Genomic DNA, 13,536 nt, shown 5'->3' with positions numbered 1-13,536 from the left:
CCATGCACACCCGCGACGAAATCTTCAACACGCTGCGCGGCGCCCTCGTCGAACTGTTCGAAATCGAACCGGAACGGATCACGCCCGACGCGCATTTGTACACCGATCTGGAAATCGACAGCATCGACGCGATCGACCTCATCGACCACGTGCGCCGCCAGACGGGCCGCAAGCTGGACGCCAACGACTTCCGCACGGTCCGCACCGTCGAAGACGTCGTGCAGGCCATGTGGCAAAAGCAGGACCCGGCCGCATGAACCGTGGCGTCGCGGCCGCCTTGGCCGCCGCCGCAGTGGCTTACCCCTTCGTCGTGTACGCGATGCTGGGACGCGTGAACGCCGCCTGGCTGGCCTTGCCGCTGGCCCTGTTGTGGCTGGCCCGCGGCCTGACCGCGCGCGCCGCGCAGCCCGGCGACAAGCTGCTGCCCGCCGCCGCACTGGTCTTCTGCCTGATCCTGGCGGTAACCAATTCCGAGAGCTGGCTGCGCTGGTATCCCGTGCTGGTCAACGCCATGATGCTGGCCATTTTCGGCATGAGCCTGCGCGCCGGACAGCCCGTGGTGGAACGCCTGGCGCGCCTGCGCCACCCCGATCTGCCGCCCGAGGGCGTGCGCTACACCCGCAACGTGACCCGCGCCTGGTGCGTGTTTTTCGCCTTGAACGGCGCGACCGCTGCCGCGCTGGCGGCCTGGGCGCCGTGGAGCTGGTGGGTGGCCTACAACGGCTGCGCCAGCTACGTGCTGATGGGCATGATGGCCGCCGGCGAATGGCTCGTGCGCCCCGCCGCCGCGAAGGCCGCCTGAAGCCATGGCCTGGACGCCCCTGCCCCGCCTGCTGATGCCCGCCCCTGGCGGCATGGACGCCGCCATCGCGGATGGCCCGGCGATCACCCGTGAGGTCTTTGCGCGGAACGCCCTGTCCGTGGCGGGCGCGTTGCGCGCGCGCCCGGTGCGCCGCGCCGCGCTGTGGTTCGACGACGCGGTGGAACTGGCCTGCGCGCTGTTCGCGTGCTGGCGCGCGGGCGTCGTGGCCGTCCTGCCCGGAGAAAACCAGGGCCAGACCTGCAACGGCCTGGACGGCACGGTCGATGCATGGCTGACCGACACGGATCTGCCCGTGCCTGCCGCGCGGCAATGGCGGCTGGCGGACCTCTTGGACCAGCCGCCGCTCGCGCCCGCCGAACTGGATGCATCGGTGACGCTGGTGCTGTGCACCTCGGGCTCCAGCGGCGCGCCCAAGCACATCGTCAAGCAATGGCGCCAGCTTGCGGCGGAGATCGACGCCTTGCAGCGGCAATGGCCCGACACGCAGACACCGGTGCTGGGCAGCGTGTCCGCCCAGCATATGTATGGCCTGCCCTTTCGCGTGCTGTGGCCGCTTTGCGCGGGCCGCCAGATCGACCGCCGCCAGCGGCTGTACCCCGAAGACCTGCAACAGGCCAGCCTGCGCTTTCCCACATTCGCCTGGATCGCCAGCCCCGCGCTGTTGCGCCGGCTGGGCCAGCGCCTGGACGCGGCGCAACTGCGCGGGCGGCTGACGCGCATCCATTCGTCGGGCGGCGCGCTGCCGCTTGACGTATCCGACGACATCGAACGTTCGCTCGGACTGCGCCCCACCGAGATCTACGGCAGTTCTGAAACGGGCGCGGTCGCCTGGCGCACCGGCGACACCGACTGGCAGCCGCTGCCGGGCGTCAGCGTCGACCTGAACGACGCAGGCGCGCTGCGCGTGTCGTCGCCCTGGGTGCAGTCCAGCGAGGCGCAGACCGCCGATGGCGCCGAGCTCACAGCGACGGGTTTCCGGCTGCTCGGCAGGCTGGACCGCATCATGAAGATCGAAGACAAGCGCGTGTCGCTGCCCATGATCGAACACGCGCTGATGGAACATGCCTTCGCGACCGACGTCCGGCTCGGCAAGGCCGCCGGCGCCACGCGCCTGACCGCGCTCGTTGCGCTGTCGGCCCACGGCCTGCATGCACTGCGCAACCAGGGCCGCAAAGCCGTGGTGGACGCGCTTCGCGGCCATCTGGCCGCGCGCTTCGAATCGCTGGCGATTCCGCGCACCTGGCGGCTGCTGCCCCACCTGCCCGCCAACGCCCAAGGCAAATTGCCGCAAGCCGACTTCGAGGCCGCGGCCGGCCCGCGCTCCGTGGCGCCCGCCGCCATCCCGGCTGGCCTGCCCGGCCAACCGGACAACGAACGCCGCTATACGCTGGACATTCCCTACGACCTGGCTTACTTCAGCGGACACTTTCCCGCGGCGCCGGTCGTGCCGGGCGTGGCGCAGATCAGCTGGGCCATGTCGCTTGCCCAGCGTGACCTGCACCCCGGCCTGAACTTCGCGGGCATGGAAGCGCTGAAGTTCCAGCGTCTGCTTCGTCCGGGCGACGCCGCCGTCCTGACGCTGAAATGGGATACCGCCAAACAGAAGCTCTACTTCACGTTCACGGTGAATGACGCCCCGTGCTCGTCCGGGCGCATTCTCCACGGAGCAAGCCATGACGCCGCATAAGCTGTGCGCGGTCGTGCCCGTGTACAACCACGGCGGCACCGTCGCCGCGGTCGTCGCGCAGCTTGCCGCGCAAGGCCTGCCTTGCGTCCTGGTGGACGACGGCTCGGCGCCCGCGTGCGCCGCCGTGCTGGACGCCTTGGCCGAACGGCGCGACACCCACCTGGTACGCCGCGCAGTCAACGGCGGCAAGGGCGCCGCAGTGCAGGATGGCTTGCGGGCCGCGCTGGCATTAGGATACACGCATGCCCTGCAGGTGGACGCCGACGGCCAGCATGCGCTGCAAGACATCCCGCTATTCGCGCAAGCCTCGCGCGAGCAGCCGGACGCCGTGATCTGCGGCGCGCCCGTGTACGGCGACGACGTGCCGCGCAGCCGTCTCTACGGCCGCTGGTTGACCCGCGTGTGGGTCTGGATCAACACCCTGTCGCTCGACATCCCCGACGCCATGTGCGGGTTTCGCGTCTACCCGCTGGCAGCCGTGCTGCCGGTGATCGACGGCGCCCACGTCGGCCAGCGCATGGACTTCGACATTGCCGTGCTGGTGCGGCTGCACTGGCGCGGCGTGCGCATGGCCTGGCTGCCGACGCGCGTGGTCTACCCCGAGGGCGGCATTTCGCATTTCAAGGGCCTGCAAGACAACGTGCTGATCAGCCGCATGCACGCGCGCCTGTTTTTCGGCATGCTGGCCCGGTCGCCGGCGCTGTTGTGGCGCCGCGTGTCCCGGAGCGCCCAGCCATGAGCGTGGCCGATCCGCATTGGGCCGGGCAGCGCGAACGCGGCAGCCCCGTGCTGATGCGCCTGACGGCCTGGGCCGCGCGCAGGCTGGGACGGCGCGCGGTCGCCCCCGTGGTCTGGGTGGTGGTGCTGTACTTCTACGCGTTTGGCGCCCGCGCGCGGCGCGCGATCGCGGTGTACCAGTCTCGCGTGGCGGCCTCCGGCGAACTGGCCGCGCCGCTGCCGCGCGCCCTGCCCGTGTACCGCCAGTACCTCGCCTTCGCCACCGCCATGCTGGACAAGCTGGACGTATGGCAGGGCAAGATCACGATGGCGCGTCTGGATATCGCGGACCCGGACGGCCTGCATGGCCAGATGGGCCACGGCCGCGGCCAGATCCTGGTGGGCTCGCACCTGGGCAACCTCGAAATCTGCCGCGCGCTTGCGGAGCAGACCGGCGCGCTGCGGCTCAATGTGCTGGTGCACAGCAAGCACGCCGTTCATTTCAACCGCCTGCTCGACGAGGCCGGAGGCGGGTTGCGCATGATCCAGGTCAGCGAGCTGGATGCCGCCGTCATGCTGGATCTGGCCAAGCGCCTGGACCGCGGTGAATGGCTTGCCATCGCCGGTGACCGCGTGCCGCTGCGCGGCGACCGCACGGTGCCCGTGCAATTCCTGGGCGCCACCGCCCTGTTCCCCCAGGGCCCATGGCTTCTGGCGGGCCTCTTGGGCTGCCCCGTGAACCTGCTGCGCTGCACCCGCCACGGCGGCCGCTATCGCGTCTCGATGGAGCGCCTGACCGAGCGCGTCGAATGGACGCGCGCGACCCGGCAGGCGCAGATCGCCGTCTGGACCCAGCGCTATGCCGACCGTCTGGCGGCGCATTGCCGCGACGCGCCGCTGCAGTGGTTCAACTTCTACCCCTTCTGGAAAGACGATGCGTAAACGTGGCGCGATCGGCGCGCAGGTCGAAATCCGTGTGCCCTTCTTCGATGTCGATTCGATCAACGTCGTGTGGCACGGCCATTACGTCAAATACCTGGAACAGGCGCGCTGCGAGCTTCTGGACCGGATCGGCCACAACTACGACGCGATGCGGGCAAGCGGCTACGCCTGGCCGGTGATCGACCTGCATCTGCGCTACGCCCAGCCCGCGCAGTTCGGCCAACGCCTGGTCGTGCGCGCCGAACTGGTCGAATGGGAGCACCGCCTCAAGATCAACTACCTGATCCAGGACGCAGCCACGGGCCAGCGGCTCACCCGGGCGACCTCCGAGCAGGTCGCCGTGTGCCTGGCCAGCCGCGAAATGCAGTTGACCTCGCCCAACGTCTTCGTTGATGCGGTCCAACGCGCCCTTCAATCCCAGGAGACCGCGACATGCGCCTGACCCGATTTCTCTTTCTGCTGGCGATGGCGCTGCTGCCCTTGAGCGCCCAGGCGTTCGACCTGAACGCCCTGCAACAGCAACTGCGCGCCACGCCGATCGTGCGCGGGCAGTTCGTCCAGCAGAAATTCCTGCGGTCGCTGCCCCAACCCCTGACCAGCCGGGGCGACTTCACGCTGGCGGCGGGCAAGGGCCTGCTGTGGCTCCTGCGTACGCCCATCGCCCAGGACCTGCGCATCAACGCCGACGGCATCGCGCGCCGCGACGAATCGGGCGCCTGGCAGGCGCTGCCCCAGCACACCGGCGCGGGACGCGAGAACCAGCTATTCCTGTCGGTCCTGGCCGGCGACACGCGCGGGCTCGAAGAGAACTTCGACCTGGCGCTGACGGGCGAGGCGACCGCCTGGAAACTGACGCTGACGCCGCGGTCGGCGCTGCTCAAGCAGATCTTCAGCACGATCCAGATCGACGGCGGCGCGCTGGTCGATCGCATCGAATTGCGCGAGACGCAAGGCGACCGCAGCGTCCTGCAGATGACGGGCGCGGTCGCGGCCGACGCGCTCACGCCCGAGGAACAGCGTGCATTCTCGGACTGAACGCTGGCTGCCCCGCCTCTTCAAGCTGGGGCTGCTGCTGGTGCTGCTTGCCGGCGCCTGGCAATGCCGCAATGGCTGGCCGGTGTCGGCCAACCTGATGGAGCTGGTGCCGCAAAGCGCCAGTGACGCCACGCGCCAGCTGGCCGAGGCCCGCATCCAGGAACCGCTGTCGCGCCAGCTCATCGCGCTGGTGTCTGCCCCGGATGGCGCCGACCCCGCGCAGCCGGCGCGCCTGCTTGCCAAACGCTGGTCGGACAGCGGCCTCTTTTCGGTCGTGCAGGTGGAAGTGAATGTGGACCTGGCCGCCCTGCGCGAACAACTGCTGGCCGGCCGCCTGGCGATGCTGCCGCTGTCGGACCGCCAACTGCTTGAGACGGATCCCGCCGCATTCGCACAGCGCCGCGCGCGCGAGCTGTCCGATCCGTTCTCCTCGTCGGGCCTCGTGCCGGCCGATCAAGACTGGCTGGGGCTCACGCGCCGCGCCGAGCAATCGCTCAGGCCCGGCGGACCCGTGCATTACGACATGGGCTCGGGCACGCTGCAGGCGCAGCAGAACGGCAAACGCTGGGTGCTCGTGCGCGCCGAGACGCGCGGCGACGCGTTCGACGCCGATGCGCCGCAACGCATCGCCACGCAGATCGCCAAGGACCGCGAGGCCCTGCAAGCCGGCGGCGCCCAGATGCTGGTGGCGGGCGGCGCGCTGTACGCGGCGGCCGGCAAAGCGCAGGCGGTCGCCGAAAGCAGCTGGATCGGGTCCGGCGCCACGATCGGCATCGTGCTCGTCCTGCTGCTGGCGCTGCGCCGCTGGCGGGTGCTGCTGGCCTTCGTGCCGGTGGCCGTGGGCCTCGTGACCGGCGCGGTCGCGTGCGTCGCGGTATTCGGCTCGATCCACGTCCTGACGCTGGTCATCGGCGCCAGCCTGATCGGGGTGGCGGTCGACTTTCCCATGCACTGGCTGGGCAAGCGCTTCGGGATGCCGGACTGGCAAGCGTGGCCCGCGCTGCGCCGCGTGCTGCCCGGTCTGACGATCAGCCTGGCCGCCAGTCTGGTGGGCTATGTCGCGCTGGCGTTCACGCCGTTTCCGGCGCTGACCCAGACCGCCGTGTTCTCGGCGGCCGGCCTGCTTGGCGCGTATGCCTGCACCGTGTGCCAGCTTCCGGCGTGGATGCGGGGCTGGCAGCCGCGCCCCTGGCTGCCGCTGCTTCACTTTGCCCAGGCCGCGCTCGCCACGCGCGAACGGCTGGGCGCCCGGCGCGGCGTCCTGTGGGCCGGGGCGGCCGTCCTGGTGGCGATGACGGCGGGCGGCATCGCGCGGTTGGGCATCCAGGACGATCTGCGTCAATGGCTGAGCCTGCCGGCGCCGCTGATGCAGCAGGCCCGGCAGATCGGCGAGATCACCGGTTTTGTGCCCACAAGCCAGTTCTTTCTGGTCCGCGCCCCCGATCCCGACGAACTGCTGCGCCGCCAGGCGCGGGTCGCGCAAGCGCTCGACACGCTGGTCCAGCGGGGCGGCCTGGCCACCTACAACGCGCTCAGCCAGCTTGTCTCGCCCGCCGCCGACCAGCAGGCCCTGGGCCGCCGCCTGGCCGAACTGGCCGGACAACCGCAAGTGTGGAAGCCCATGACGGACCTCGGCATTCCGCTCGAGGCCGTGACGCAGGAGCTGCAGTCGCTGGCGGCGCTGCCGGTCGTCACCATCGACGGCGCGCTGCAAGGCCCGCAGGCCGAACGCTGGCGCGCGCTGTGGCTAGGCCAGCACGACGGCGAATACGCCGGCATGATCTCGCTGCTGGGCCTGACCGATCCGGCCGCGCTGCCAGCCATCGCGCAGGCCGCGCCAGGCGTCACGCTGGTCGACCGCAGCGGCGAGTTGAACCGCATGTTCGCCGCCACGCGGGTCGAAGCCGCCGAACTCAAGCTGCTGTCCTACGTGGCCGCGGCCGTGCTGCTGCTTCTGACGCTGGGACGCGCCGCCACCTGGCGCATCCTTGCCGTGCCGCTGGCGGCCACCGCCTGCAGCCTGGCCGCGCTGGGTTACCTGGGCCAGCCCTTGACGCTCTTCAGCCTCTTCGGCCTGCTGCTGGTGTCGGCCATCGGCGTCGACTACGCCATCTTCATGTACGAGCGCGTCGCTGGCGCCGCCGCCAGCCTCGTCGGCATTCTGCTGGGCGCCGTCACGACGCTGCTGTCTTTCGGACTGCTTGCCCTCAGCCACACGCCCGCCATCGCCAACTTCGGGCTGGCGGTGGCACTGGGCGTCGCCTTTTCGCTCCTGTGGGCGCCCTGGGTCGGGCCGCCCCGGCGGGCCTGACATCTGCCTCTTTCACCAAGGAATCATGGAAACCTCCAGCATGGAACATCGGGAAGTTGTGGTTATCGGGGCGGGCCCCGCCGGCGCGGTTGCCGCGGCACTGCTCAAGCGGCAGGGCCATGACGTGCTCATGCTGGAGCGCCAGCAGTTCCCCCGGTTCTCCATCGGCGAAAGCCTGCTCGCGCATTGCCTGGAATTCGTGGAAGAGGCCGGCATGCTGCCCGCCGTCCAGGCCGCGGGCTTCCAGGTCAAGAACGGCGCCGCGTTCGCCTGCGGCGACGCCTACACGTACTTCGACTTCCGCGACAAGTTCACCGCCGGGCCGGGCACGACCTTCCAGGTACAGCGCGCGCATTTCGACAAGGTGCTGGCGGACGACGCCGCGCGCCAGGGCGTCGAGGTGCGCTATCAGCAGGAAGTCACCGCCGCGGACTTCGGCAGCGCCGGGCCCTTGCTGGACGTGCGCCGCACCGACGGCAGCGCCTACCAGGTCAAGAGCCAGTTCGTGCTGGACGCCAGCGGTTACGGCCGCGTGCTGGCCCGTCTGCTGGACCTGGAACGCCCGTCCGGCCTGCCGCCCCGCAAGGCCATCTTCACGCACATCGAAGACCGCATCGACGATCCCGGCTTTGACCGCGAGAAGATCCTGATCACGGTTCACCCCGAACAGCGCGGCATCTGGTATTGGCTGATTCCCTTCTCCAACGGCCGCTGCTCGTTCGGCGTGGTCGGCGGCGATGACCTTTTTGGCGGTCCCGCCGAGGACCTGATGACCACATTGCGCGCCATGGCCGATGCCGCGCCCAACCTGAAGCGCGTCTTGAAGAACGCCGTCTGGGACACGCCGGCCAACACCATCGGCGGATACTCCGCCAGCGTCACCCGCCTGCACGGCCCCGGCTACGCCCTCTTGGGCAACGCCGCGGAGTTCCTGGATCCGGTGTTCTCGTCCGGCGTCACCATCGCGCTGCGCTCGTCCAAGCTGGCCTCGGACGCCTTGCACCGGCAACTGGGCGGCGCGCAGGTGGACTGGCAAGCCGAGTTCGCCGACCCGTTGATGATCGGCGTGGAAACCTTCCGCGCGTATGTGCAGGGCTGGTACACCGGCGAATTCCAGGACGTCGTCTTCTACCAGCAGGCGCAACCGGAAATCCGCCGCATGATCAGCTCCATCCTGGCCGGCTACGCCTGGGACACGGCCAACCCCTTCGTCGCCAACCCGCATCGCCGCCTGCGCATGCTGAGCGAGCTGTGCCGCAGCGGCGACCGGCTCGCCCAGCCCGCCTGAACCCGCCATGACCGCCCATCCCGCCTCCTTCCTGTCCGCCTGCCGCGCCCTGGCGATGACGCTGGCCTTGCTGGCGCTGGCCGGCTGCGCGGGCGCGCCGCCCCTGCCCGCGCGCGACGCCGGCTTTTCGCTGCCGCGCCAGTTGCACGTGGTGCAGGCCGCGCCGGGCCAGCCCGCCCAGGACCTGCTGCTGGTGGTCCAGCGCGAAGACGCCGCCTTGCGGTGGTCGCTGTTCGACCCCATGGGCGTGCCGCAGGCGCGCCAGATGCTGGAGCGCGGGCAATGGCGCAACGATGGTTTCATGCGGCCCAACGCGCAGGCGCGCGATCTGTTCGCGGCGCTGATGTTTGCCTGGACCCCGCAGGCCGAACTTGACGCAGCCTACGGCCAGGCGTCGTGGCGCGCGGCCTCGCAAGGCGGCGCCACGCAACGTCTGCTGCTCGATGGCGGCAAGGTGCGCTGGACGGTCACCTATCCCGCGGACTCGCAGAGCCAGGCGTTGTCGATCGGCAGCGCCAGCGGCGTGACGTGGCGCATCACCCCCCTGAAGGAGCAGCCATGACGACCTGGCTTGGCACTCCCGGCATCGTCTGCGCGCTGGGTGCTGGCGTGGACGCCGTCGGCCGCGCCGCTTTCGCGGGCGACACCAGCGGCATGCGCGCCCAGGACGGCTGGGTGAACGGCCGCACACTGACGCTGGGCGCCGTCACCGCCGCGCTGCCGCCGGCGCCCCCGCACATGCCCGTGCATCACCACAGCCGCAATAACCAGTTGCTGCTTGCCGCAGCCCTCCAGATCGAGGACCGGCTGCGCGGCGCCATCGCCCGGTACGGCGCCGCGCGGGTCGCGGTGGTGCTGGGCACCAGCACGTCCGGCGTGAACGACAATGCGCCCGCGTTCCGCCATCTGCGCGCGCACGGCGCCTGGCCGGACGACTACGACTACCGCCGGCAGGCCCTGTCCTCGCCCGCCGCCTTCCTTGCGGACTGGCTGGGCGTGACGGGGCCGGCCTACACCCTGTCCACCGCGTGCACCTCCAGCGCCCGCGCCCTGCTGTCGGCGCGCAGGCTGCTGCAGCTGGGCCTGTGCGACGCAGTGATCTGCGGCGGCGCCGACACGCTCTGCCGCCTGACCATCAATGGCTTCGCGACGCTCGAAGCGGTGGACGAAGCGCTGTGCGCGCCCTTCTCGGCCCATCGCCGCGGCATCAACATCGGCGAAGCCGGCGTGCTGTTCCTGATGGAACCCGATCCGGCCGATGCCAACGCCGTGGCGCTCTTAGGCGGCGGCGCCAGCTCCGACGCCTGGCACATGTCCGCGCCCGACCCGACCGGCGAAGGCGCGCGCCGGGCCATGCAGGCCGCGCTGCAATCGGCCAACGTGGACGCCGCCAGCATCGGCTGGCTCAACCTGCACGGGACCGGCACGCCGCACAACGACGCCATGGAAAGCCACGCCACGCACGCGGTGTTTCCGAACGGCGTGCCCTGCGCGTCGACCAAGGCGCTGACCGGCCACACGCTGGGCGCGGCCGGCGCCCTGGAAGCCGCGCTGGCCTGGATCACGCTGTCCGCCGCCAACACGCAGGGCGCGCTGATGCCCCATGTGTGGGATGGCCAACCGGATCCGGCGCTGCCCGCGCTGGACTTCAGCACGTCAGCGCACCGCTACCCGGCGGGCCAGCGGCGGCTCGCCATGAGCAACTCGTTCGCCTTCGGCGGCAACAATGCCAGCCTGGTGCTGGGAGGCCAGCCATGACGACGTGGCCCATCGCCAGCCTGCTGCCGCACGCAGGCGACATGATCCTGCTCGACGCAGTCACCCACCATGACGCGGACAGCCTTACCGCTCAGGCCGTCGTGCGGCCCGGCCCCTACTCGCTGCCCGACGGCTCCCTGCCGCCCTGGCTTGGCATGGAACTGATGGCGCAGGCCGTCGGCGCCTGGGCAGGTTGCCAGGCCCGCCAGGCCAACGAAGCCGTCAAGCTCGGCTTCCTGCTTGGCACACGGCGCTACGAATGCCACGACGCATCGTTGCCCGCCGGCGCCGCCCTCACCATCCACGTCGAACGCGGCCTGATCGACGCCAGCGGCATGAGCGTCTTCGAATGCGAACTGCGCGAGGGCACGCGCGTGCTGGCCCAAGCCCGGCTCAACGTCTATCAGCCCAGCGACCCCAACACCCTTATGCAGGAACAAGCCCCCCAATGAGCGCCGACCCCATTCTCGTCACCGGCTCGAGCCGCGGCATCGGCCGCGCCATCGCGCTGGCTCTGGCCGACGCGGGCCACGATCTGGTGCTGCATTGCCGCCAACAGCGCGCGCAGGCCGAGGCCGTCCAGGCCGAGGTGCAGGCCCGTGGCCGCCAGGCCCGCATCCTTCAGTTCGACGTGGCCGACCGCGCGCAGTGCGCCGCGGTGCTGCAGGCAGACGTCGACGCGCACGGCGCGTATTACGGCGTGGTGCTCAATGCCGCCCTGACGCGCGATGGCGCGTTCCCCGCCCTGACGGGCGACGATTGGGACCAGGTGCTGCGGACCAACCTGGACGGTTTCTACAACGTGATGAGCCCGCTGGCGATGCCCATGATCCGCCGCCGCGCGGCGGGCCGCGTGGTATGCATGACCTCGGTCTCCGGATTGGTCGGCAACCGCGGACAGGTCAACTACAGCGCCTCGAAGGCCGGCCTCATCGGCGCCGCCAAGGCGCTGGCCGTGGAACTGGCCAAACGCCACATCACCGTCAACTGTGTGGCGCCCGGTCTGATCGATACGGACATGATCGACGAGCAGGTGCCCGTCGAAGAAATCCTGAAGGCCATCCCGGCGCAGCGCATGGGCCGGCCCGAAGAGGTGGCCGCGACCGTGGCATTCCTGATGTCCCCCGGCGCCGCGTACATCACGCGCCAGGTCATCGCTGTAAACGGAGGACTTTGCTGATGAAACGCGTCGTTGTCACCGGCATGGCCGGCATCAGCGCCCTGGGATCGGAATGGCAGGCTATCCAGCAGGCTTTCCAGGAGGGCCGCAGCGCCATTCGCGTCATGCCCGACTGGTCGCGCTACACGGAACTGAACACCCGTCTGGGCGGCCCGGTCGAAAACTTCCAGCCGCCCTCGCACTGGACGCGCAAGCAGCTGCGCAGCATGGGCCGGGTGTCGCAGCTGGCGGTGCGCGCCGCCGAAAACGCCCTGGCCGACGCCGGCCTGCTGGGCGAGCGCAGCATCACCGACGGGCGCATGGGCGTGGCCTGCGGATCGTCGGTCGGCAGCACCGCGGAAATCCGCGCCTTCGGCAACATGCTGCTGAACGGCGTGACGGATGACCTGAACGCCAATTCCTACGTGCGCATGATGCCGCACACCACCGCGGCCAACATCGGCATCTTCTTCGAACTGAAGGGCCGGATCATCCCGACCTCCAGCGCCTGCACGTCCGGCAGCCAGGGCATCGGCTACGCCTACGAGGCCATCCGCTACGGCCGTCAGGACCTGATGCTGGCGGGCGGCGCCGAAGAACTGTGCCCCAGCGAAGCGCTGGTGTTCGACGCGCTGTACGCAACCAGCCAGAAGAACGACACGCCGGAACTGACGCCCCGCCCCTACGACCGCGACCGCGACGGACTGGTCATCGGCGAAGGCAGCGGCATGCTGGTCCTCGAATCGCTGGAACACGCCCAGGCCCGCGGCGCGCGCATCCACGCGGAGATCGTGGGCTTTGGCAGCAATTCGGACGGCACGCACATCACCCGGCCCGAGGCGGCCACCATGCGCATCGCGATGGAGATGGCGCTGGCCGACGCCGGCCTGCCGCCCGAGGCAATCGGCTACGTGAACGGGCACGGCACCGCGACCGAACAGGGCGACGTGGCCGAAACGCAGGCGACTTCCGGCCTCTTTGGCAGCCGCATGCCGATCAGTTCGCAGAAAAGCTACCTGGGCCACACGCTGGGCGCCTGCGGCGCGCTGGAATCGTGGTTCAGCATCGAGATGCTCAGGAACGATTGGTACGCGCCCACGCTGAATCTGCAGAATGTCGATCCGCTATGCGGTGAGCTCGACTATCTGGACGGAGACGGCCGGCGCATGAGCAACGAATACGTGATGAACAACAACTTCGCGTTCGGCGGCATCAACACGTCCCTGATCTTCAAGCGCTGGCCCTGACGCGGGCCAGCGCCGCTTCCCCGCTTTCCCGCTTTTCCAACGTCTCATCAAGGAATGCAAGTCATGACCCTCCATTGCAAGCTCGCTGGCGCGCTGGCCGTGTCGTTTGCCCTGACCGCCCCGGTCCTGGCCGCGGATCGCACCGTCCACCTGCCCCTCGCGGCCGCCATCAAGGCCGCGCAGGACGCCGGCAAGATCGACGGCAGCGTCAAGTTCTACCTGGCGGGCACGGGGCCCAAGGGCAAGGTGCTGGAGGCCGGCGTGGTCACCAACCGCAAGACGAACGCCTTTGCCAAGAAGGACGAAGAGGCTTGCGTGTGGGTGGCCCAGTCCGCCGTGATCGCGCTGCATGAAGCCGCGAAGAAGGCCGGCGCCAATGCCGTCACCAATATCGTCAGCTACTACCGCAAGAACGAATACCGCAGCACCACCGATTACGAGTGCCACGCCGGCGCCATGGTGGCAGGCGTCGCGCTGCGCGGCGACCTCGCCACGGTGAAGTAAGCGCAACGGGCCGGGGCCGCCCGGTGCGCCCCGGCCCGGTTTACACTTCCCGATTACCGCAACAC

15 protein-coding genes are annotated in these 13,536 nt (G+C 69.9%); all 15 read left to right on the top strand.

What is annotated here, in order from left to right:
* Positions 1 to 2: 2 nt before the first annotated feature.
* Positions 3 to 257, top strand: coding sequence for an acyl carrier protein (locus tag QEP15_RS09090; RefSeq protein WP_056316019.1), 255 nt, complete (start codon positions 3 to 5; stop codon positions 255 to 257).
* Positions 254 to 802 carry a COG4648 family protein gene (locus tag QEP15_RS09085; RefSeq protein WP_280148684.1) on the top strand — a complete coding sequence of 183 codons (549 nt, stop codon included), beginning with the start codon at positions 254 to 256 and terminating at the stop codon, positions 800 to 802. Before QEP15_RS09090 ends, QEP15_RS09085 begins: the two co-directional genes overlap by 4 nt.
* 4 nt (positions 803 to 806) lie before the next feature.
* A complete protein-coding gene (locus QEP15_RS09080; RefSeq protein WP_280148683.1) occupies positions 807 to 2,510 on the top strand; it encodes an ApeI family dehydratase in 1,704 nt (567 codons plus the stop codon).
* Complete coding sequence (locus QEP15_RS09075) at positions 2,497 to 3,249, top strand: glycosyltransferase family 2 protein (RefSeq protein WP_280148682.1); 753 nt, start codon at positions 2,497 to 2,499, stop codon at positions 3,247 to 3,249. Before QEP15_RS09080 ends, QEP15_RS09075 begins: the two co-directional genes overlap by 14 nt.
* Positions 3,246 to 4,169: a lysophospholipid acyltransferase family protein gene (locus QEP15_RS09070; RefSeq protein ID WP_280148681.1), complete on the top strand. Its 924-nt coding sequence runs from the start codon at positions 3,246 to 3,248 to the stop codon at positions 4,167 to 4,169. The genes QEP15_RS09075 and QEP15_RS09070 overlap by 4 nt, the downstream gene beginning before the upstream one ends.
* A complete protein-coding gene (locus tag QEP15_RS09065) occupies positions 4,162 to 4,611 on the top strand; it encodes an acyl-CoA thioesterase (protein WP_056316008.1) in 450 nt (149 codons plus the stop codon). Before QEP15_RS09070 ends, QEP15_RS09065 begins: the two co-directional genes overlap by 8 nt.
* Positions 4,602 to 5,204, top strand: a complete 603-nt coding sequence (locus tag QEP15_RS09060) for an outer membrane lipoprotein carrier protein LolA (protein ID WP_280148680.1) — start codon at positions 4,602 to 4,604, stop codon at positions 5,202 to 5,204. The genes QEP15_RS09065 and QEP15_RS09060 overlap by 10 nt, the downstream gene beginning before the upstream one ends.
* Entirely contained in the window at positions 5,188 to 7,515 is a 2,328-nt protein-coding gene (locus QEP15_RS09055) for an MMPL family transporter (protein ID WP_280148679.1), read from the top strand. Before QEP15_RS09060 ends, QEP15_RS09055 begins: the two co-directional genes overlap by 17 nt.
* Positions 7,516 to 7,540: 25 nt before the next feature.
* Entirely contained in the window at positions 7,541 to 8,803 is a 1,263-nt protein-coding gene (locus tag QEP15_RS09050) for an NAD(P)/FAD-dependent oxidoreductase (RefSeq protein WP_280148678.1), read from the top strand.
* A 7-nt stretch (positions 8,804 to 8,810) separates the two neighbouring features.
* Positions 8,811 to 9,365, top strand: a complete 555-nt coding sequence (locus QEP15_RS09045) for a DUF3261 domain-containing protein (RefSeq protein WP_056316002.1) — start codon at positions 8,811 to 8,813, stop codon at positions 9,363 to 9,365.
* Entirely contained in the window at positions 9,362 to 10,561 is a 1,200-nt protein-coding gene (locus tag QEP15_RS09040) for a beta-ketoacyl-[acyl-carrier-protein] synthase family protein (protein WP_217617843.1), read from the top strand. Before QEP15_RS09045 ends, QEP15_RS09040 begins: the two co-directional genes overlap by 4 nt.
* Positions 10,558 to 11,013 carry a hotdog family protein gene (locus QEP15_RS09035; RefSeq protein ID WP_056315998.1) on the top strand — a complete coding sequence of 152 codons (456 nt, stop codon included), beginning with the start codon at positions 10,558 to 10,560 and terminating at the stop codon, positions 11,011 to 11,013. Before QEP15_RS09040 ends, QEP15_RS09035 begins: the two co-directional genes overlap by 4 nt.
* A complete protein-coding gene (gene fabG, locus QEP15_RS09030) occupies positions 11,010 to 11,741 on the top strand; it encodes a 3-oxoacyl-ACP reductase FabG (RefSeq protein ID WP_217617842.1) in 732 nt (243 codons plus the stop codon). The genes QEP15_RS09035 and fabG overlap by 4 nt, the downstream gene beginning before the upstream one ends.
* Positions 11,741 to 12,967, top strand: coding sequence for a beta-ketoacyl-ACP synthase (locus tag QEP15_RS09025; protein WP_217617841.1), 1,227 nt, complete (start codon positions 11,741 to 11,743; stop codon positions 12,965 to 12,967). Before fabG ends, QEP15_RS09025 begins: the two co-directional genes overlap by 1 nt.
* A gap of 63 nt (positions 12,968 to 13,030) precedes the next feature.
* Entirely contained in the window at positions 13,031 to 13,471 is a 441-nt protein-coding gene (locus QEP15_RS09020; RefSeq protein WP_128828003.1) for an excinuclease, read from the top strand.
* Positions 13,472 to 13,536 lie beyond the last annotated feature (65 nt).

The sequence above is a fragment of the Achromobacter mucicolens genome, from assembly GCF_029866465.1.
GTDB lineage: Bacteria > Pseudomonadota > Gammaproteobacteria > Burkholderiales > Burkholderiaceae_B > Achromobacter > Achromobacter mucicolens.
The sequence above is the reverse complement of the archived record's forward strand: the minus strand, read 5'-3'. Positions and strand labels throughout refer to the sequence as shown.

Coding starts and splice junctions, on each gene's coding strand:
- QEP15_RS09090 (WP_056316019.1), top strand. CDS start 3: ATGCACACCCGCGACGAAATCTTCAACACGCTGCGCGGCGCCCTCGTC.
- QEP15_RS09085 (WP_280148684.1), top strand. CDS start 254: ATGAACCGTGGCGTCGCGGCCGCCTTGGCCGCCGCCGCAGTGGCTTAC.
- QEP15_RS09080 (WP_280148683.1), top strand. CDS start 807: ATGGCCTGGACGCCCCTGCCCCGCCTGCTGATGCCCGCCCCTGGCGGC.
- QEP15_RS09075 (WP_280148682.1), top strand. CDS start 2,497: ATGACGCCGCATAAGCTGTGCGCGGTCGTGCCCGTGTACAACCACGGC.
- QEP15_RS09070 (WP_280148681.1), top strand. CDS start 3,246: ATGAGCGTGGCCGATCCGCATTGGGCCGGGCAGCGCGAACGCGGCAGC.
- QEP15_RS09065 (WP_056316008.1), top strand. CDS start 4,162: ATGCGTAAACGTGGCGCGATCGGCGCGCAGGTCGAAATCCGTGTGCCC.
- QEP15_RS09060 (WP_280148680.1), top strand. CDS start 4,602: ATGCGCCTGACCCGATTTCTCTTTCTGCTGGCGATGGCGCTGCTGCCC.
- QEP15_RS09050 (WP_280148678.1), top strand. CDS start 7,541: ATGGAAACCTCCAGCATGGAACATCGGGAAGTTGTGGTTATCGGGGCG.
- QEP15_RS09045 (WP_056316002.1), top strand. CDS start 8,811: ATGACCGCCCATCCCGCCTCCTTCCTGTCCGCCTGCCGCGCCCTGGCG.
- QEP15_RS09040 (WP_217617843.1), top strand. CDS start 9,362: ATGACGACCTGGCTTGGCACTCCCGGCATCGTCTGCGCGCTGGGTGCT.
- QEP15_RS09035 (WP_056315998.1), top strand. CDS start 10,558: ATGACGACGTGGCCCATCGCCAGCCTGCTGCCGCACGCAGGCGACATG.
- fabG (WP_217617842.1), top strand. CDS start 11,010: ATGAGCGCCGACCCCATTCTCGTCACCGGCTCGAGCCGCGGCATCGGC.
- QEP15_RS09025 (WP_217617841.1), top strand. CDS start 11,741: ATGAAACGCGTCGTTGTCACCGGCATGGCCGGCATCAGCGCCCTGGGA.
- QEP15_RS09020 (WP_128828003.1), top strand. CDS start 13,031: ATGACCCTCCATTGCAAGCTCGCTGGCGCGCTGGCCGTGTCGTTTGCC.